17 protein-coding genes are annotated in these 19,147 nt (G+C 67.3%); 5 read left to right on the top strand and 12 right to left on the bottom strand.

The genetic code is table 11. The annotated features are described in order from the left end of the window. Positions 1-212: 212 nt before the first annotated feature. From AC5P8R_RS03825 to AC5P8R_RS03815, 3 genes are all read left to right on the top strand, one after another. Entirely contained in the window at positions 213-5,189 is a 4,977-nt protein-coding gene (locus AC5P8R_RS03825; RefSeq protein WP_046431556.1) for an NAD-glutamate dehydrogenase, read from the top strand. 281 nt (positions 5,190-5,470) lie between these two features. Beyond that, positions 5,471-6,244: an NAD kinase gene (locus tag AC5P8R_RS03820; protein WP_032962058.1), complete on the top strand. Its 774-nt coding sequence runs from the start codon at positions 5,471-5,473 to the stop codon at positions 6,242-6,244. Between the two features lie 47 nt (positions 6,245-6,291). After that, complete coding sequence (locus tag AC5P8R_RS03815; protein ID WP_005410242.1) at positions 6,292-7,236, top strand: 5'-nucleotidase; 945 nt, start codon at positions 6,292-6,294, stop codon at positions 7,234-7,236. A 171-nt stretch (positions 7,237-7,407) separates the two neighbouring features. Here AC5P8R_RS03815 and AC5P8R_RS03810 read toward each other — a convergent pair whose 3' ends face one another. The 12 genes from AC5P8R_RS03810 to asnS form a co-directional block, all read right to left on the bottom strand. Beyond that, positions 7,408-7,959: a DUF2939 domain-containing protein gene (locus AC5P8R_RS03810; RefSeq protein ID WP_014647672.1), complete on the bottom strand. Its 552-nt coding sequence runs from the start codon at positions 7,957-7,959 to the stop codon at positions 7,408-7,410. A 42-nt stretch (positions 7,960-8,001) separates the two neighbouring features. Then, complete coding sequence (locus AC5P8R_RS03805; protein ID WP_014647671.1) at positions 8,002-8,982, bottom strand: aldo/keto reductase; 981 nt, start codon at positions 8,980-8,982, stop codon at positions 8,002-8,004. After that, positions 8,982-9,668, bottom strand: coding sequence for a DUF2461 domain-containing protein (locus AC5P8R_RS03800; protein ID WP_046431548.1), 687 nt, complete (start codon positions 9,666-9,668; stop codon positions 8,982-8,984). Before AC5P8R_RS03800 ends, AC5P8R_RS03805 begins: the two co-directional genes overlap by 1 nt. Further along, positions 9,665-11,104, bottom strand: a complete 1,440-nt coding sequence (gene sbcB, locus AC5P8R_RS03795) for an exodeoxyribonuclease I (RefSeq protein ID WP_014647669.1) — start codon at positions 11,102-11,104, stop codon at positions 9,665-9,667. The genes AC5P8R_RS03800 and sbcB overlap by 4 nt, the downstream gene beginning before the upstream one ends. Next, positions 11,104-12,471, bottom strand: a complete 1,368-nt coding sequence (locus AC5P8R_RS03790; protein WP_495223005.1) for an FAD-dependent oxidoreductase — start codon at positions 12,469-12,471, stop codon at positions 11,104-11,106. Before AC5P8R_RS03790 ends, sbcB begins: the two co-directional genes overlap by 1 nt. A 31-nt stretch (positions 12,472-12,502) precedes the next feature. Continuing rightward, the gene (kynU, locus tag AC5P8R_RS03785) at positions 12,503-13,777 is read right to left on the bottom strand and encodes a kynureninase (protein ID WP_014647667.1); all 1,275 of its coding nucleotides are present in this window, start codon (positions 13,775-13,777) and stop codon (positions 12,503-12,505) included. Positions 13,778-13,947: 170 nt separating this feature from the next. Beyond that, positions 13,948-14,469, bottom strand: a complete 522-nt coding sequence (locus tag AC5P8R_RS03780; protein WP_049442510.1) for a 3-hydroxyanthranilate 3,4-dioxygenase — start codon at positions 14,467-14,469, stop codon at positions 13,948-13,950. Positions 14,470-14,488: 19 nt separating this feature from the next. Continuing rightward, on the bottom strand, positions 14,489-15,151 hold the full coding sequence (can, locus tag AC5P8R_RS03775; RefSeq protein WP_010480460.1) for a carbonate dehydratase: 663 nt from the start codon (positions 15,149-15,151) through the stop codon (positions 14,489-14,491). A 72-nt stretch (positions 15,152-15,223) separates the two neighbouring features. Continuing rightward, positions 15,224-15,862, bottom strand: a complete 639-nt coding sequence (locus AC5P8R_RS03770) for an FMN-binding negative transcriptional regulator (protein ID WP_014647665.1) — start codon at positions 15,860-15,862, stop codon at positions 15,224-15,226. A gap of 7 nt (positions 15,863-15,869) precedes the next feature. Next, entirely contained in the window at positions 15,870-16,184 is a 315-nt protein-coding gene (locus AC5P8R_RS03765) for a hypothetical protein (RefSeq protein WP_006453002.1), read from the bottom strand. 7 nt (positions 16,185-16,191) lie between these two features. Beyond that, positions 16,192-16,491: a hypothetical protein gene (locus AC5P8R_RS03760; protein ID WP_005410232.1), complete on the bottom strand. Its 300-nt coding sequence runs from the start codon at positions 16,489-16,491 to the stop codon at positions 16,192-16,194. 30 nt (positions 16,492-16,521) lie between these two features. Further along, the gene (gene asnS / locus AC5P8R_RS03755; RefSeq protein WP_014647663.1) at positions 16,522-17,916 is read right to left on the bottom strand and encodes an asparagine--tRNA ligase; all 1,395 of its coding nucleotides are present in this window, start codon (positions 17,914-17,916) and stop codon (positions 16,522-16,524) included. A 128-nt stretch (positions 17,917-18,044) separates the two neighbouring features. On the opposite strand from asnS, the gene AC5P8R_RS03750 reads away from it, so the two are divergent. Then, entirely contained in the window at positions 18,045-18,383 is a 339-nt protein-coding gene (locus AC5P8R_RS03750) for a HesB/IscA family protein (RefSeq protein WP_014647662.1), read from the top strand. A gap of 94 nt (positions 18,384-18,477) precedes the next feature. Continuing rightward, positions 18,478-19,020, top strand: a complete 543-nt coding sequence (locus AC5P8R_RS03745) for a CbrC family protein (protein ID WP_014647661.1) — start codon at positions 18,478-18,480, stop codon at positions 19,018-19,020. The last annotated feature ends 127 nt before the right edge of the window (positions 19,021-19,147 follow it).

Below are 19,147 nucleotides of genomic sequence, written 5' to 3'. Positions count from 1 at the left end.
GAATCGGCGTCGCCGCGTGTGTCTTTCGGTAACACGCTTTGCCGATCCTGTCGGCAGTGCTGAAGCAGGCGCCAGCTCCATACCGGAGCGAACTGAATAGGCGTCTAAACCGCAGCAAACCCGAATCTGCTTATTCCGTCCTGCAGCAAGGCCTTTTCGTGCGGTAGGGCTACAATTTCATTTTCCCAACTGAGCAAGCGCATCGCTCTGCCATGAAACCGCAAAAAACCGCAGCCAAGACCGTGAAAAACAAGACGAAACCAGCAGAGTCGGAGGTCGCAGTGACCGCTGGTTTCTCCCTGGAGCCGGTGTACACGGCCTTGCGCAAGCGCTACCCCGCGGCCGCACAGGCCGAAGCGGTGGCCTTCGCCACTGACTTCTACAAGCGCATGGAATCGGACGAGTTCCCGCACCACAGCGCTGAAGAGTGGGCCGCGCTCGCGGCTGAGACGCTGGAATTCGCCCGTGCCCGCAAGGCCGGCAAGGCCAACGTCCGCGTGTTCAATCCGACTGCGAAGGCCAACGGTTGGGAATCGCCGCACACCGTGCTGCAGATCGTCAACGACGACATGCCGTTCCTGGTCGATACCGTCACCATGTCGCTGGCCGAGCAGGGCGTGGGTGTCCACGTGCTGGGCCACCCGGTGCTGCGCTTCACCCGCGACAAGGCCGGCAAGCTGGTCAAGGTCGGCGAGGGCGATGCCGAGTCGGTGATGCTGCTGGAGATCGACCGCCAGCCGGCCGACGCCATGGCTGCCATCGAACAGGCCATCAACAAGGCGCTGGACGAAGTGCGTGCGATCGTCCGCGACTGGCAGCCGATGAAGGACAAGGCGCTGGCGCTGGCCGACGACCTCGGCAGCCGCCAGCTGCCGGTCGACGACGCATCGCGCAAGGAAGCACAGGAGTTCCTGCGCTGGGCCGCCGACAACCACTTCACCTTCTTCGGCTACCGCGAATACCGCGTCGAGAAGCAGGGCAAGGAAGAGGTGCTGGCGCCGCTGAACGACACCGGCCTGGGCCTGATGCGCGGCAAGGACAAGTCCGCCGCCCGTCCGGTCAAGACCCTGGCCGCGCAGGGCCTGAACACCACGTCCGGTCTGAAGGATGCGCTGATCCTGACCAAGACCAATGCCCGTTCGCGCGTGCATCGCGCTGGCTACATGGATTACATCGGCGTGCTGGAATTCGACGCCAAGGGCAAGATCATCGGCGAGCAGCGCTTCCTCGGCCTGTTCACCTCCAGCGCCTACAACCGCCGCCCGTGGGAAATCCCGCTGGTACGCCAGCGCCACGAGCACGTGATGAAGCAGTCGGGCCTGGCCCCGGCCAGCCACAGTGGCAAGGCCCTGCGCCACATCCTGGAAACCCTGCCGCGCGAAGAACTGTTCCAGTCCAGCGAGGACGAACTGTTCCGCACCGCGATGGGCGTGCTGGGCCTGCAGGAGCGCGTGCGCAGCCGCCTGTTCCTGCGCCGCGACAAGTACAGCCGTTTCATCTCCGCGCTGGTCTACCTGCCGCGTGAGCGCTTCAACACCGACGTGCGCCTGCGCATCGAAGCGATGCTGAAGGACGCGCTGCACGGCGAGTACGTCGACAGCTCGGTGGTGCTGGGCGAATCGCCGCTGGCCCAGGTGCACCTGATCGTGCGCCCGAAGCCGGGTGAGATGCTCGACGTCGATACCGCCGAACTGGAGCAGAAGCTGGCCCAGGTGCTGCGCAACTGGCAGGACGACCTGCGCGAAGCGCTGGTGGCCCGCCACGGCGAGACCGAAGGCCTGCGCATCGCCGCCCGTATCGGCAAGGCGCTGCCGGCCGGCTACATCGAAGACAACAGCACCGCGGTTGCCGCCAACGATGTCAGCCAGCTCGACGCCCTGACCGGCCCGGACGACCTGCGCCTGAGCCTGCAGGCCGTGCCGCGCGAAAGCGGTGATGGCCTGCGCCTGAAGCTGTATCGCCAGCTGGACGACATTCCGCTGTCGGACGCGCTGCCGATGATGGAAAACATGGGCCTGCGCGTGATCGCCGAGCGTCCGTACCGCCTGTCGGTCGACAACGCCCCGGTGTACGTGCAGGACTTCGAGGTCGAGTCGACCGCCGGCGCGATCGATGCCGCCAGTGTCGATGAAGCCTTCGGCGAGACCTTCGCCCGCGTCTGGCACGGCGATGCCGAGAACGACGGCTTCAACCGCCTGGTGCTGGCTGCCGGCCTGCACTGGCGCCAGGTCGCCATGCTGCGCGGCTACTGCAAGTACCTGCTGCAGACCGGCGTGCCGTTCTCCCAGGCCTACGTGGAAGGCACCTTCGCGCGCTACCCGCTGCTGGCCCGCCTGCTGGTCGAGCTGTTCGAAGCCCGCTTCGATCCGGCCACCGGCCACGAGAGCAAGGACGACATCGCCGCCGGCCAGGCCCAGCTGAAGGCCCACTTCGACGTGCTGGCTGCCGGTGACGATGCCACCCTGAAGGTGCTCAAGACCGTGGTCGACGCCCGCAAGGGTGACCGCGACGCGCAGATGCAGGCCGCGCGCGATGCGCTGCTGAAGCTGATGGACCGCGTGTCCAGCCTGGACGAGGACCGCATCCTGCGCTCGTTCATGGGCGTGATCGACGCGACCCTGCGTACCAGCTACTACCAGACCGATGCCAACGGCCAGCACGGCCATGTCATCAGCTTCAAGTTCGATTCGGCGCTGGTGCCGGACCTGCCGAAGCCGCGCCCGTACCGCGAGATCTTCGTCTACGGCCCGCGCGTGGAAGGTACCCACCTGCGCTTCGGCGCGGTCGCCCGTGGTGGCCTGCGCTGGTCGGACCGTCGCGAAGACTTCCGTACCGAAGTGCTGGGCCTGGTCAAGGCACAGATGGTCAAGAACACCGTCATCGTGCCGGTCGGCGCGAAGGGCGGCTTCTTCGCCAAGACCCCGCCGGTGAACGGCGACCGTGATGCGATCTTCGCCAACGGCGTGGCCTGCTACAAGCTGTTCATCCAGGGCCTGCTGGACATCACCGACAACATCGTCAACAACAAGATCGTGCCGCCGGTGGATGTCGTGCGCCACGACATGGACGATCCGTACCTGGTGGTGGCCGCCGACAAGGGCACTGCGACCTTCTCCGACATCGCCAACGGCCTGGCCATCGCGCACGGCTTCTGGATGGGCGATGCGTTCGCCTCCGGTGGTTCGGTCGGTTACGACCACAAGGGCATGGGCATCACCGCACGCGGTGCGTGGGAGTCGGTCAAGCGCCACTTCCGTGCGCTGGGCCGTGACAGCCAGAGCCAGGACTTCACTGCGGTCGGCGTCGGCGACATGTCCGGCGACGTGTTCGGCAACGGCATGCTGCTGTCGCGCCACATCCGCCTGGTGGCTGCGTTCGATCACCGCCACATCTTCCTGGACCCGAACCCGGATGCGGCCACCACGTTCGTCGAACGTGAGCGCCTGTTCACCGTGCCGCGTTCGAGCTGGGCGGACTACGATGCCAAGCTGATCAGCAAGGGCGGCGGCGTGTACCCGCGCAGCCTGAAGTCGATCGAGATCACCCCGCAGGTGCGTGAAGCGCTGGGCCTGGACGAGAACGTCAAGGCGCTGTCGCCCAACGAACTGATGAGCGCGATCCTGAAGGCACCGGTCGACCTGCTGTGGAACGGCGGCATCGGTACCTACGTCAAGGCCGCCAGCGAGCAGCACAGCGATGTCGGCGACCGTGCCAACAACGCGCTGCGCGTGAACGGTGGCGAGCTGCGCTGCAAGGTGGTGGGCGAGGGCGGCAACCTGGGCATGACCCAGCTGGGCCGCATCGAAGCCGCGCAGGCCGGCGTGCTGCTCAACACCGACTTCATCGACAACTCGGCAGGTGTCGACACCTCCGACCATGAAGTCAACATCAAGATCCTGCTCAACGATGTGGTGCGGGCCAAGAAGCTGACCGTCGAGCAGCGCAACAAGCTGCTGGCCTCGATGACCGATGAAGTCGCCGAGCTGGTGCTCAACGACAACTACCGCCAGAACCAGGCGCTGAGCCTGATGGAGCGGATGGCGGTCAAGCGCCTGGGTTCCAAGCAGCACTTCATCCGTACCCTGGAACAGCAGGGCCTGCTTGATCGCCAGATCGAGTTCCTGCCGTCCGATGCCGAGCTGTCGCAGCGCAAGGCGCGCGGCCAGGGCCTGACCCGTCCGGAACTGTCGGTGCTGCTGTCCTACTCCAAGCTGGTGGCATTCGCCCAGCTGCTGGATTCGGACATCCCGGAAGATCCGTACCTGTCCAAGGAACTGCAGCGCTACTTCCCGACCCCGCTGCAGAAGAAGTATGCCGACGCAATGGAGCGTCACCGCCTGAAGCGCGAAATCATCGCCACGGCCGTGACCAACCAGACCATCAACCGCATGGGCGCCACCTTCCTGATGCGCATGCAGGAAGACACCGGCCGTTCCATCGCCGAGGTTGCCAAGGCCTACACCATCAGCCGTGAAACGCTGGATGCACGCGCGCTGTGGGCACAGATCGATGCCCTCGACGGCAAGGTGCCGGAGTCGGTGCAGATCGACGCCCTGGAAGTGATCTGGAAGCTGCAGCGCTCGTTCGTGCGCTGGCTGCTGTCGCGCCCCGGCGCGATGCCCGGCATCACCGAAGCGGTCAACCGCTACCAGGGCCCGTTCAACGACATCCGCGTTGCCTCGGGTGTGCTGCCGGATTCGCAGCGTCCGACCTACGAAGCCCTGGTGGCCGAGTGGAAGGAAAAGGGCCTGCCGTCCGCGCTGGCGCAGCAGCTGGCCGAACTGCACTTCCTGGAGCCGGCGTTCGACATCATCGAACTGGCCCGTACCCGCAAGCTGAAGCCGGTGGACGTGTCCAAGGTCCACTTCCGCCTGGGCGATGCCCTGCAGCTGCCGTGGCTGTTCGAGCAGGTCGATGCGCTGGAGGTCAATGGCCGTTGGCACGCGGTGGCACGTGGCGTGCTGCGCGACGAGCTGGCCGCCAACCACCGCAACCTGGCGGGCCAGGTGCTGGGTACCAAGGGCAGCAGTGCCGAAGCAAAGGTGGCGGCCTGGATGGGTCGCGACGACAGCAGCCTGCGCTTCACCCTGGCGATGCTGGCCGAACTGGCCGAGCAGAAGACCCTGGACTACCCGACCGTTTCGGTCGCGGTGCAGCGCCTGGGTCAGCTGGCCGCGCATGGTGCGTAAGCGCATTCGCGCTGGCGCCCCACGGTTTGCTCTGCAAACCGTGGGCCCCATGCCAACCATGCTCCCAGACCCCCGCGCCGTTGGCGCGCCCCCCTGACTCAGGGGGGCTCCTGATCTGCAGCAGTTGGAGGAACGGCCCCGCGAAAGCGGGGCCGTTCTGCATTGCCGGGTAGTGCCGGCCGCTGGCCGGCAACCGCATGGACCACAATCGGGTGCAGCTGCCGGCCAGCGGCCGGCACTACCGGGTATGCTCTTGCTGGCACACCCACCCGGATCCACCGATGAGCGACACCCCCCGCATCGCTTTCCTGGCCAGCGCCACCGAACCTGCACAGATGGCCCGCGCCGCGATGGTCTCGCGTTATGGCGATCACGCGCCGGAGCAGGCCGACGTGCTGTGTCCGCTGGGGGGCGACGGCTTCATGCTGCAGACCCTGCACCGGCATGGGCACCTGGGCAAGCCGGTGTTCGGCATGAAGCTGGGCACCGTCGGCTTCCTGATGAACCAGTACCGTGGCGACGACGACGTGCAGGCCCGCATTGCGCGTGCCGAACCGGCCAACCTGCGCCCGCTGGAAATGGTGGCGCTGACCGAGTCGGGCACCAGTACCGGTTCGCTGGCCTACAACGATGTCTCGCTGCTGCGCCAGACCCGGCAGGCCGCGCATATCGGCATCGACCTCAACGGCCAGGAACGCGTGGCCGAGCTGATCGGTGACGGCGTGCTGGTGGCCACCCCGGCGGGCAGCACCGCCTACAACTATTCCGCGCATGGCCCGGTATTGCCGCTGGGCTCGCACACCATCGCGCTGACGCCGTTGGCCCCGTACCGGCCGCGTCGCTGGCGCGGGGCGATCCTCAAGGCCGATACCGAGGTGCGCTTCCGCGTGCTCGATCCGTACAAGCGCCCGGTCAGCGTCACGGCGGATTCGCACGAGACCCGCGACGTGGTCGAGGTGACCATCCGCGAGTCGAAGGACCGCCGCGTGACCCTGCTGTTCGACCCGGAGCACAACCTGGAAGACAGGATCCTGAGCGAACAGTTCGTTTTTTGAGGACAATGGGCGGCCGGCCCCGCCGACCGCTTGAAGGACCCCCACCGATGGGCGACAACTCCCCCCGTTTGCTGACCGTCGCGGTGACCTCGCGCGCGCTGTTCGACCTCGAGGAAAGCCATGCGCTGTTCGAAAGTGATGGCGTGGCGGCCTACGCCGAATTCCAGCGCCAGCACGAGGACGATATCCTCGGCCCCGGCGTGGCCTTCCCGGTGGTGCGCAAGCTGCTGGCGCTGAACCAGGGCGCCAGCCCGGAGAACCCGCGGGTCGAGGTGATCCTGCTGTCGCGCAACTCGGCCGATACCGGCCTGCGCATCTTCAATTCGATCCAGCACTATGGGCTGGGCATCATCCGCGCGACCTTCACCGCCGGCGAGCCGACCTGGCCGTACGTGAAGCCGTTCGGTACCGACCTGTTCCTGTCGGCCAACCCCGAATCGGTGCGCAGCGCGCTGCGTCATGGCATCGCGGCGGCAACCATCCTGCCCAAGCCGCCGGGCGAGACCGCTGCGGCAGCCGCCGACCAGATCGATACTGGTCGCCCGGCCGGCCAGCTGCGCATCGCCTTCGATGGTGACGCGGTGATCTTCGGTGACGAGAGCGAGCGCATCTCGCGCGAGCAGGGCGTGGAAGCGTTTGGCCGCCACGAGCGCGAGCGCGCCCGCGAGCCGCTCAGTGGCGGTCCCTTCCGTGGCTTCCTGTCGGCCCTGCATACGCTGCAGGAAGTGTTCCCGGCCGGCGAGAGCGCGCCGATCCGTACCGCGCTCGTGACCGCGCGTTCGGCACCGGCGCATGAGCGGGTGATCCGCACCCTGCGCGAGTGGGGCGTGCGCCTGGACGAGGCACTGTTCCTGGGCGGCCGTCACAAGGGCCCGTTCCTGCAGGCCTTCGGTGCCGACATCTTCTTCGACGATTCGCAGCACAACATCGACAGCGCCCGCGAGCATGTGGCCGCCGGCCACGTGCCGCACGGCGTCGCCAACGAGGGGTAGGGCGGACTCGACCGGTAGGTGCCAACCGTTGGTTGGCACTGCCTAGGACCCATGCCCACCAAGGTGGGCATCTACCACAGCCACATGCCCACCAAGGTGGGCATCTACCAGAGCCACATGCCCCGGTAGTTGCCAACCTTGGTTGGCGCTGCCGTCAGGCCACGGGTCCGATCAAGGGCTGCCCGACATTCCCAGCTGCAGGTCCACCACCTTCCAGCGCAGGCCCTGCGGCTCCAGCACCACCTTCAACGGTGGCTGGCCGGGGCCGCGATCGACGTCGATCACGAATCGGTCCAGTGCCTCGAAATGATGCTCGGCATGCTTCAGCGGCCGCGCCGGTTCGGTCGCACCGAAGGCATCGCCGCCCTGCAGTTCATTGCGGCCACGCTTCCACAGCACGTGGCCCTGCAGCATCGCGCCGATCCCGGTCGGGGTCACCATGGTCTCCACTGCGGCACCGCCAAGCTGGTCGCCCAGCCCATAGAGCAGGGCGCCGAACGGGCTGGATGCCACGTCGGGGCCGGCCTGGCGCACCAGGTAGTCGTTGAGCTGCGCACGCAGGCTGCTGCGCACGCGGGGGAAGTCGACGTAACGCTCCAGGCGGGCGGTGTCGCGCTGCTCGATGGCCTTGGACAGGCCATTGACGGTCATGTAGGGGCCGCCGAACCACCAGGCGGCGACGGCCAGGACCAGCAGCACAATGAGTGCGGTGAGTTTCTTCATGCCGACCAGACTGCCGCAATGGCGGCAGTGCCGGGTGAAGACTCAATGACTGGGCGAGCCACGGCCGTCACCGAAGGCATCGACCAGCTGTTGCCGTTCGGCCGGGGTCAGCGCTTCCAGCCGCGTCGCCAGCACCTCGTCGAGGCTGCGGGTACGGGTGGTGCCAAGGATGCCGCTGGCCACGCCGGGATGGCCCAGCGCATAGGCGAAGGCGGTCTGGGCCGGGCGTTGGCTGCGGATCGCGGCCACTGCCCGGCGCATCTGGCGGGCACTGCGCATCAGCTGGCGGCTGCTGGGCTTCAGCCAGGCGCGCGCCAGGTACCAGCCATCGGCCAGCCGTGGCAGGCGCGGGCGCGCGGGCAGCAGGTGGCCCTGCGCCAGCACGGTCCCGGCCAGCACGCCGATGCCTACCGCCTGCAACTGGTCGATCAGCGGTTCGCGGTCCTGCTGCAGGGCGTTGTAGTCCAGCAGCACCACATCGAAGGCGTCGGGATGGGCGATCATCCAGCGCAGGGTCGAGGCCGAGTGGGTGTTGATGCCGGTGTGCCGGATCAACCCGCGTTCGCGCAGGCGCTGCAGCGCGGCCAGCAGGTCGTCGTTGATGTCGTGCTCGCTGGCGCCGTGCAACTGGTAGATGTCCAGGTGATCCAGGCCGAGATTGCGCAGCGAAGCCTCGCAGCTGGCGATGATGGCTGCCGGCGAGAAATTGCGTTGCTCGGCGCCGCTGACGCCGGCCTGGCCGGTCAGCGTGCCGCCTTTGCTGGAAATCACCAGCGCGTCGCGCGGGTATTGTTTCAGCAACGGGCGCAGGATGCGGCCCAGCCGCGGCTCGGCGTGGAAACCGGAGTAGTTGTGGCCGGTGTCCAACAGGTTCACGCCCTGTGCCAGTGCATGCTCGACCACGTTCGCGGCCGATTGTTCCGGGAATCGGCGATGCCCCCAGAAGCCGGAACAGCCCAGGCCCACCGGCGAAACCGCCAGGCCGGTGCGGCCCAGCGTGCGGCGTTGCTGTGCCAATGGCATCAGAATTCCAGGTCCAGCGCCGCGCACAGGTAGTCGACGAACGGGCCGAGCGCGGCCAGATCCTTGCCCAGCGTGGACAGCAGGCGCGGACCGGTCATGGTGGCGTCGTCCAGCGAGCGCCACATCACCCAGTTGCGGTGCTTGAGGTCGTCGATGAACTCGAAGTCGGCGGGGAAGCCACGCGGCGGACGCACCAGCTTTTCGCTCTCCTCGAAATCGAAGCGCTTGCGCAGGCCCGGTGCGTGCGCGGCGGCCTTCCAGCTGCCCGGGTTGTCGAGGATGAAGTGGCGCACGCGGCGCTGGGTTTCCGGTTCCGGATGCCACAGGCCGGCACCGACGAAGCTCTCGCCCGGCTGCAGGTGCACGTAGAACGAAGGCGCGGCTACTTCACGGCGGCGCTCATGGAACAGGCGTGCGCCCTGCCAGGTCTTGTACGGTGACTTGTCGTTGGAGAAGCGCGCGTCGCGGTGGATGCGGAACAGCGAGCCACCGACGCCGCGCGTATCGGCACGGAAATGGTCGCTGACCTCGGCCAGGGCCGGTTGCAGGTCGCCCAGCAGGCGCAGGAACGGCTGCCGTACGTGGTCTTCATACTGCTGGCGGTGGTCGTTGAACCAGGCCTTGTCGTTGTGCCGCGCCAGGCTGCGCAGGAACCTGAAACTGGCGTCCGAGAAGTAGGTGCTCACAGTGTCTCCTGCAGGTGCTGGCCCCAGTCGCGCAGCGATTGCAGCAGGGCCTGGCGCCGCGCATCGTCGGGCGCTTCGGCGGCCAGTGCATCGAGCTGCTGCCGGTACTGGGGCAGGTTGAGTTCGCCCAGCCCGCCGTCGCCGAGCAGGCGCTGGCGGCGGTAATCCTGCCAGCGCTGGCGTTCCGCCGGCGCGAGGCTGTCGGGGTGGTTGCGCGCGCGGTAGCGGAACAGCAGCTCCGGCAGGCGCGGGTCGCGGAAACGGCCTTCCAGCGCGGCCAGCTGCTCGGGCGCGGTGGTGCGTGCCAGCGCAAGCAGCGGTTTGTCGCCGTTGCCGAGGAAACCGTCGTACAGCGAGGCATCGACGTCGGCCACGGTGGCGACGCGGGGCTGGTTGTAGACCTGGCGCGCCTTCTCGGCCAGCTGCGGGGCGAACGCGCGCAGCCGTTCCACCTTGGCCTCGATCGCGGCCACGTCCAGGCCGAGGCGCGCGTGGTCATCGGCGCGCAGGTGGTTCCAGGCGATCAGCGCTGGCACCTTGTTCAGATGCACTTCCTTCAGCGGCACCCGCGCCACGCCTTCGGGCAGCTCGCTGGCGCGCAGGTAAAGGCGCTGTGCGATCACCTCGGCCGGCAGTTCCAGCAGGTCGTCGATCTCGCCTTCAAGGTCGAACACGATCACCCGGTTGTTGATGGTGGGGTGCACGGCCAGCGGCAGTACTGGCGCCGCGCACAGGCGACTGGCCGGGTAGCGCATGGAAATGTGCAGTACCGGCTTCATCGCGGCCACGTCCAGCAGGCCGCCGACGAAGCGCTTGTCACGCAGCTTCAGCGCGTACTCCCACAGGCGCGGCTGCGACTGCTTGAACAGGCGTGCCATGCCGATGGTGGCACGTACGTCGGACAGCGCTTCGTGCGCATCGCCCTCGCGCACGTTGTTGGCCTCGGCCAGGTGCTCGAGCTTGAACGAGGTGGCGCCGTCCTCGCGCAGCGGCCACTGGATGCCGTCCGGGCGCATCGCGCGCATCAGGCGCAGCATGTCCAGCAGGTCCCAGCGCGAATTGCCGTTGCGCCACTCGCGCTCGTACGGGTCGTGGAAATTGCGGAACAGCCCGTAGCGGACGAATTCATCGTCGAAGCGCAGCGTGTTGTAGCCCAGCACGCAGGTGCCGGGGCGCGACAGCTGTTCGTTGATGCGGTCGAAGGCCTCGGCCTCGCTGATGCCCTCGGCCAGGGCCTGCTGCGGGGTGATGCCGGTAACCAGGGTGGCCATCGGTGAGGGCAGCAGGTCATCGGCCGGGCGCACGAAGAAGCTGACCGGCGTATCGATCTCGTTGAGGTCGGCATCGGTACGGATCGCGGCGTACTGCGAGATGCGCGTGCGCCGCGGGTCCTGGCCGAAGGTTTCCAGGTCGTAGAACAGGAAGCTGTCGGCCATCAGTGCGCGCCCTCCAGGACCGGCAGCTGCGCGTGGATCTGCGCTTCCAGCGCGGCCCAGTCGATGTTGTCCAGTGAATCGTGACCGGTGGTGGCGGCCACCAGCATGTCGCGTTGCAGTTCGGTGCGGCGCAGCGCCTCGGCGTAAGGTGTGTGCAGGAAGGTGACCATCGTGTAGTGCGGCACGAAGCGGGTCGGCCAGCGCCGCTGCAGTTCCTGCTCCAGTTCGCGCTGCAGCAGGAACGCAGGATCGGCGACACGGTCGCGCATCTCCAGGTAGTTCTCCAGCGCCATCTGCTGGATGGCACGTGCATTCGGCTTGCGCTCGGATTCGAACGCGGCGAACGCGCCTTCCAGGTCATCCGCTTCCATCAGGTGGCGGGCCAGCGCAACGCAGTCCTCGAACGCGCAGTTCATGCCCTGGCCGTGGAACGGCACCATCGCATGCGCGGCATCGCCGATCAGTACGGCGCGACCGTGCTGGTGCCAGCGCTCCAGGGTGAGCGTGCCGAGCAGCCCCGGCGGGTGCTGTTCCCAGTCCGCGCGCAGGTTCGGGATCAGCGGCAGGGTGTCGGCGAACTCCCGCGCGAACAGCGCCTCGGCCTGCGCGCCGGTGTTGACCGTGGCGAAGCTGGGATCGCCCTGGTTGGGCAGGAACAGGGTGACGGTGAAGGTGCCTTCGTGGTTGGGCAGGGCGATGCACATGTAATGGCCGCGTGGCCAGATGTGCAGCGCGTTGCGCTCGATTCGGAAGCTGCCGTCGGCGGCCGGAGGGATCTCCAGCTCCTTGTAGGAGTGGTCGAGGAAGGCGATGTCCTCGCCCAGCGGGGCACGGCGGTTCATCGCCGCGCGCAGGGCCGAACCGGCGCCGTCGGCACCGATCAGGGTGTCGAAGCGGATGTCGTGCGGGCTGTCGTCGCGGTCATCGATGAAACGCGCGTAACCGGCGTCGAAATCAACGGTGTGCAGGCGCCGATGGAAGTGCACGGTGGCGCCGGCCTGCTCGGCCAGTTCCAGCAACGTGGTGTTCAGATCGCTGCGGTGGATCGACCAGATCACTTCGCTGTCATCACGGCCATAGCGCTGCAGCTGCGGTTCGCCGTCGCGGGGGTGCACCATGCGGCCGCGCATCATCACCGCGCGTGCCATCACTTCGTCCTCCACACCCGCCTGGCGCAGCGCATTGCGCCCACGCTCGGCCAATGCCAGGTTGATCGAGCGGCCACTCTCGTAATCAGCCACGCGCGGATCACCGCGGCGTTCGTACAGGGTGATGCGCCAGCCTTGCCGCGACAGCAGGATGGCCAGCAGGGACCCGGCCAGGCCGGCACCGATAATGCTCAACGAGCGGGAAGCATGTGCGATCAACGAACTGTCCAGCAGCAGGGGAGGGACCGGCTCAAAGGCCGGCCCAGGCTTCCACTTCCTCGACGAAGTGGTGCACGTCCAGGTAGCGGTTGTAGAGCGGGGTGGGCGAGATGCGGATCACGTCGGGTTCGCGCCAGTCGCCGAGCACACCGATGCCGCGCAGGTGCTCGAACAGTGCGCGGCCACGCTCGCGGCCACCGATCACGCGCAGCGACAACTGGCAGCCGCGGCGCTGCGGATCGGCCGGGGTGATGATGTCCAGCACCTGCGGCAGGCGCGCGCGCACCAGTGCTTCGAGCATGCCGGTGAGCGCCAGCGATTTGCTGCGCAGCGCCTCCATGCCGGCGCGCTCGAACAGGTCCAGCGAGGCACGCAGCGGTGCCAGGCCGAGAATCGGTGGATTGCTCAGCTGCCAACCCTCGGCGCCGATGGCCGGGGTGAACTGCGGCGCCATCTGGAAGCGGGTGGCTTCCTCATGGCCCCACCAGCCAGCAAAGCGTGGCAGGGTGGTATCGCGGTGGTGGCGCTCGTGCACGAAGGCGCCAGCCACTGCGCCCGGGCCGCTGTTGAGGTACTTGTAATGGCACCACACGGCGAAATCGGGGGCCACGTCATGCAGGCGCAGCGGCAGGTTGCCGACCGAGTGCGCCAGGTCGAAGCCGATGCGTGCGCCCTGCAGGCGGGCGGCGCGGGTGATCGCATCGAGGTCGAAGGCCTGGCCGGTGCGGTACTGCACGCCAGGCCACAGCACCAGTGCCAGGCGCGGGCCGTGTTCGGTCATGGCGCGCTCGATGGCGTTCAGTGAAATCGTGCCGTTGGCTTCGTCCGGCTGCACTTCCACCAGGCACTCGGCCGGGTCGAAGCCATGGAAGCGGATCTGGGCTTCCACCGCGTGGCGATCGGTCGGGAACGCGCCGGCTTCCATCAGGATCACCGGGCGCTGCGTGGTCGGCCGGTAGAAGCTGACCATCATCAGGTGCAGGTTTACGCTCAGCGTGTTCATCGCCACCACTTCGCTGGGCAGCGCGCCAACCACGCGGGCCAGCTGCGCGCTCACCAGGCGGTGGTAGGACAGCCATTGCGTCGGGCCGGTGAAGTGGCCTTCCACCGCCAGTTCGCCCCACTGCTTCATCACTTCCTGCACCGCTGCCTGCGCGCCGCGCGGCTGCAGGCCCAGCGAGTTGCCCACGAAGTAGGTCTGCTCGCCGCCCTCATGGCGCGGAATCAGGAATTCACTGCGCAGCGGGCGCAGCGGATCGGCGGCGTCCAGGGCGATGGCGTGGGTGCGGCTGAGCAGGTCGGACATGGTCGGGCAACAGGCTGCAACGGGACCGCCAGTGTAGCGCCTGGGATGGTGGGACCGACGCCCTGAACGCCTGCGCGCCGGTTGAACTGTAGAGCCGAGCCCATGCTCGGCTTCGCGGCCCGGCAGCCGAGCATGGGCTCGGCTCTACAAGGGCCATGCCCGGCGACCGTTCAGCCCACCGCCGGCGCGGGCAGCGGATCCACGTGCCCGCACTGGCTGCAGGTACGCAGCTCCAGGCTGGCGTGGTAGCGCGCAAACACCTTGGGCAGGTCGGTCTCGATGTTCTGCAGCGGGAAGAACTCTTCGTGCAGCTTGTGGTTGCAGCGCTCGCAGTGCCAGATCACGCCGTCCATCTCGTGCGGCAGGCGCTTGCGCTCGACCACCAGGCCGATGCCACCGGGCGGGCGGCGCGGCGAGTGCGGAACCTTTGCCGGCAGCAGGAAGATCTCGCCGGCGCGGATCGGGATGTCGCGCACCGCGCCGTCTTCCTGCACCTTCAGCACCATCTCGCCTTCGAGCTGGTAGAACCACTCGGGGCCTTCGTCGTAGTGATAGTCGGTGCGCGAATTCGGCCCGCCGACCACCATCACGATGAAATCGCCGTTGTCGATCATCTTGTTGCCCACCGGCGGCTTCAGCAGGTGGCGGTTCTCTTCGATCCAGGCGTGCAGGTTGATCGGCGAAGCGAGCATGATGGTCATCCGTAAGGGATCAGTCGCGCTTGCCCTTGCGCGGGATGTAGGACAGGGCCTTTTCATATGCAGGCTGCAGCTCTTCCTGCGAACCGACGTCGATGCCCATCTCGCGCACGCGTCCGTCCTTCAGGCTGTAGACCCAGCCATGCACCATCAGCTTCTGGCCGCGGGCCCACGCATCCTGCACGATGGTCGAGCGGCACAGGTTGGCCACCTGCTCGATCACGTTCAGTTCGCACAGGCGCGCGTGCTTGAGCTCATCGGTCTCGATCGCATCGAGGATGCCAGTGTGCTTCTGCATCACGTCACCGACGTGGCGCAGCCAGTTGTCGGCCAGGCCGACGCGGGTGTTGTGCAGGCAGGCATGCACACCGCCGCAGCCGTAGTGGCCAACGATCAGGATGTGCTTCACCTTCAGCTGGTCCACCGCATACTGCACCACGCTCAGGCAGTTCAGGTCGGTGTGCGCGACCACGTTGGCGACGTTGCGGTGCACGAACACTTCGCCCGGGGCCATGCCGATGATCTGGTTGGCCGGCACGCGCGAATCGGAGCAGCCGATCCACAGGTATTCCGGGTGCTGCTGCTTGGCCAGCTGGTGGAAGAACTCGGGGTCTTCCTTCTCGATCCGGTCGGCCCAGTCGCGGTTGTTCTGCAGCAGCTTGTGGATGTCTTTCATGTTCGGGTCCCTGGCGTCGGGTGGGGGCGCGCCGCAGCCGTCCGGCTGCGTCGTCGCGGGAATCTGCGGCGTTCAGTCGCTGCGGGCGGCCTGTTCGCGGTGCCAGCGCATCCACTGCGCCAACTCGGTGGAAGAGGGGGTGCCCAGCTGTTCCAGTTCGGCGATCACCGCACGCTGGTTGGCGTCGGGATGGTTCTGGCTCAGCTTGAGCTTCATCTGCACATGTTCGACCTGGAAACGGAAGCCGACGATGGCGCGCAGCTCCGGGCCATGTTCGGCACGCGTGGCATCGAACTGCCAGGCCTGGCCGACGCTGGCTTCGAAGCGGTCGCTGATCGCGCCGACCAGCTCCGCCAGCGCGCCGGCATCGTCGAAGGTCTGCAGCTGGCCACGCAGCTCGGCAGCAGCGTAGTTCCAGGTGGGTACCCGCGCGGCGGGCTCCTTGTCCGGATACCAGCTGGCGGAGACGTAACCGTGCGGTCCATCGACCAGCACCTTGGCCGCGCCGCTGTGGCGCGACTGCGGGTTGGCGCGGGCCCAGTGGCCGCGCAGTTCGATCTGGTCGCCGTCACGCCGGTACAGCACCGGCATCCGGGTCAGCTCCGGCAGGCCATCGCTGCCGGGGGTGAGCACGGTAACGAACGGGTCGCGCGCCAGCAGGCGGTCCAGCCAGAGCAGGTCGGTCTCGGCGAAGGCGCGCGGGGTGAACATGCAGGGGTCAGGCGCGCCCGCCGAGTGACTGGATCATGCGGCCACGCAGGCCCTCGTCGCTGTCGGCCTGCGGCGGCTGCACTTCGTGCAGGCTGAAGCCGCGCACCAGTGCGTCCTCCTCGTCCAGGCCGTCGTACTCGACGAACTCGGCGTCGAACAACTGCGAACGGGCGGTGTCTTCGCTGTCGTAGCTCAGCGTGTTGCCATCGCTGTCGAGCACTTCGGCGGTGCCGGCCGGGCGAACGCGCAGGCGCGCCCAGATGAGGGTGTTGCCGAGGCTGGCCAGCCACCAGCTGTCGCGCGAGGCGGTGATGTCATTCATGAGCGTATTACCAGAGCGAGGCCAGCCAGAGCAGGGCGGCCATGCCCAGTCCGGCCAGCAGGGTCAGCAGCGATACCCAGGCCGGTGTCGCCAGCCCGGACAGCGAGCGGTCCGGTTGCTGCCGATAGTCGCGTCGCAGCAGCCAGGCCAGGGCATCGGGCTTGAGGAAGGCGCCGCTGCCGAAGCGCGCGGCGAGCGCCGGATGGCGGTCGCGCACGTGCACCAGGGTCAGCGGCCAGAAGATCACGAAGGCACTGAACCCGGCCACTGCAACGCCGACGAAACAGAGGGCGAAGAACAGGGTCATGGGGGCGGTACCTCCGTGGTCGTGTGGGGCTTAGAAGTCCGCGCTGCCCGGCGCGCGCGGGTACGGGATCGCATCGCGGATGTTGGACAGCCCGCAGACGTACACCACCAGGCGTTCGAAGCCCAGGCCGAAGCCGGCGTGCGGCACCGAACCATAGCGGCGGAAATCGCGGTACCAGCTGTAGTGCTCGCGATCCAGGCCGAACTGGGCCATGCGCGCGTCCAGCACGTCCAGGCGCTCTTCGCGCTGGCTGCCGCCGATGATCTCGCCGATGCCCGGGGCCAGCACGTCCATCGCGGCAACGGTCCTGCCGTCGTCGTTCAGGCGCATGTAGAAGGCCTTGATGTGCTCCGGATAGTTGGTCACCACCACCGGGCGGCCGACGTGTTCCTCGGTCAGCCAGCGCTCGTGCTCGGTCTGCAGGTCCAGGCCCCATTCGACCGGGAAGTCGAACTTCCTGCCGGACTTCTGCAGCAGGCTGACCGCGTCGGTGTAGTCGATGCGCTCGAACGGTGCGTTGATGAAATCTTCCAGCTTGGTGATCGCGTTCTTGTCCACGCGCTCGGCAATGAAGGCCAGGTCGTCGCTGCGTTCGTTCAGCACTGCGCGGAACAGGTACTTCAGGAACTCTTCGGCCAGGCGCGCGTCTTCGGCCAGGTCGGCGAAGGCGATTTCCGGCTCGATCATCCAGAACTCCGCCAGGTGGCGGGTGGTGTGGCTGTTCTCGGCGCGGAAGGTCGGGCCGAAGGTGTAGACCTTGCTCAGCGCCAGGCAGTAAGCCTCGACGTTCAGCTGGCCGGACACGGTCAGGAAGGTTTCCTTGCCGAAGAAGTCGCGGCTGAAATCGATCGCGCCCTTCTCGTCACGCGGCAGGTTCACCATGTCCAGGGTGGACACACGGAACATCTGCCCGGCGCCTTCGGCGTCGGAGGTGGTGATGATCGGGGTGCTGATCCAGTTGAAGCCGTTCTCGTGGAAGAAGCGGTGCACGGCCTGGGCCAGGCAGTTGCGGATGCGGGTGACCGCGCCGAACAGGTTGGTGCGCGGACGCAGGTGCGCCACTTCGCGCAGGAACTCCGGCGACATCGGCTTGGGCTGGATCGGGTAGGTGAGCGGGTCTTCGACCCAGCCGACCACGTCCAGCGTGCTGGCCTGGATCTCGAACGACTGGCCCTTGCCCTGCGACTTCACCAGCGTGCCGGTGGCGATGACCGAGCAGCCGCTGGTCAGGCGCTTGATCTCATCGAAGTTGGCCAGGCTGTCGCCGGCCACGACCTGGATCGGGGCGAAGCAGGAGCCATCGCTCACATTCACGAAGGCCAGATTCGCTGAACCGCGCACCGTGCGCACCCATCCGCGTACCGTGACTTCGCCGCCTTCCGGGATCTTCCCGGCAAGCGCATGTTCAACGCTGACCACCGTCATGACTTGAATCCTCTGCTGATCGACTCGATCTGTGAACACGGGAGTTTACCGGTTGCAGCGTTCTGCTTGCGAGGCATTTTTCGTGGCAACGGCTCCTTATAATGTCCCCGTACCTCTGGAGTAGCCCCATGGCCGTCAGCCTGACCCCCATTGCCTTCGAGCGCGTGCAGCGCTTCGTCGCCCAGACCCCCGGCGCGCTGGGCCTGCGTTTCGGCGTGACCAAGACCGGCTGCTCCGGCTGGGGCCACGTGACCGACCTGGCCCGCGAAGAGCGCGAGGGCGACACGGTGTTCGAGCAGGATGGCGTGAAGATCTACGTCGACGCCAAGAGCCTGGCCCTGGTGGACGGCACCGTGATCGACTTCGGCAAGCACGGCCTGAGCGAGACCTTCACGTTCAGCAACCCGAACGCCACCGCCGAGTGTGGCTGCGGCGAGAGCTTCACCACCGACGCCGACAAGGCCTGAGGGCCGGCCACCGGGCATGGCCCGACGCTGACCAGGCGTGCTCTGGTGGGCGCCGACCTTGGTCGGCACGCTGGGCTCGGCAGGGACCCCACGGATGGAACGACCGCTTTTCACCTATCACCCCAATGCCTACGACCTCTCCTTCGAAGAGGTCGAGGGGATCTGCGACTGCTGCGGACAGGCGCGCGCACTGCGCTATCGCGGACCGTTCTACACCCGCCTGCGCCCGGATTACCTGTGCCCCTGGTGTATCGCCGATGGCAGGGCTGCGGCCAGTTACGAGGGGGAGTTCATCGGCTGGAGCGATATCGAGGGGGTATCCCCGGATCCGGCTGATCCGCCGCCGACCATCGCCCGTGAGCTGCTGCTGGAGATCTGCGAGCGCACCCCGGGCTACTCCTCCTGGCAGCAATCGGTCTGGTTGAGCCATTGCGAACGGCCCTGCGCCTTCCTCGGCTACGCCGGCAGCGACGATCTGCTGCCGATCCTCGACCAGGTCCGGCCGGACGTGGCGGCGGTCAATCCGCGCGACGCCGACTGGGTGCTGGAGCATCTGAGCCGGGACGGGATGATGGTCGGCTGCCTGTTCCAATGCCTGGAATGCGGCCAGCATCGTCTTCACGTCGATCTGGAATGAGCACGTGCCGGACATGGGCCGGCGCTCCCGTTCAGGTTGCCCGGTTTGCGCCCGGTTGCCCGGTGGCGCCGCTTGCCGCATAATGCGCGGCTTCCTGCCTTCCCGGCGGGAATCCTTGCCCCACCGC

Source organism: Stenotrophomonas sp. YJH_SMC_73 (assembly GCF_059370155.1).
Note: the sequence above shows the minus strand (reverse complement) of the source record. Positions and strands in the feature narration are given on the sequence as shown.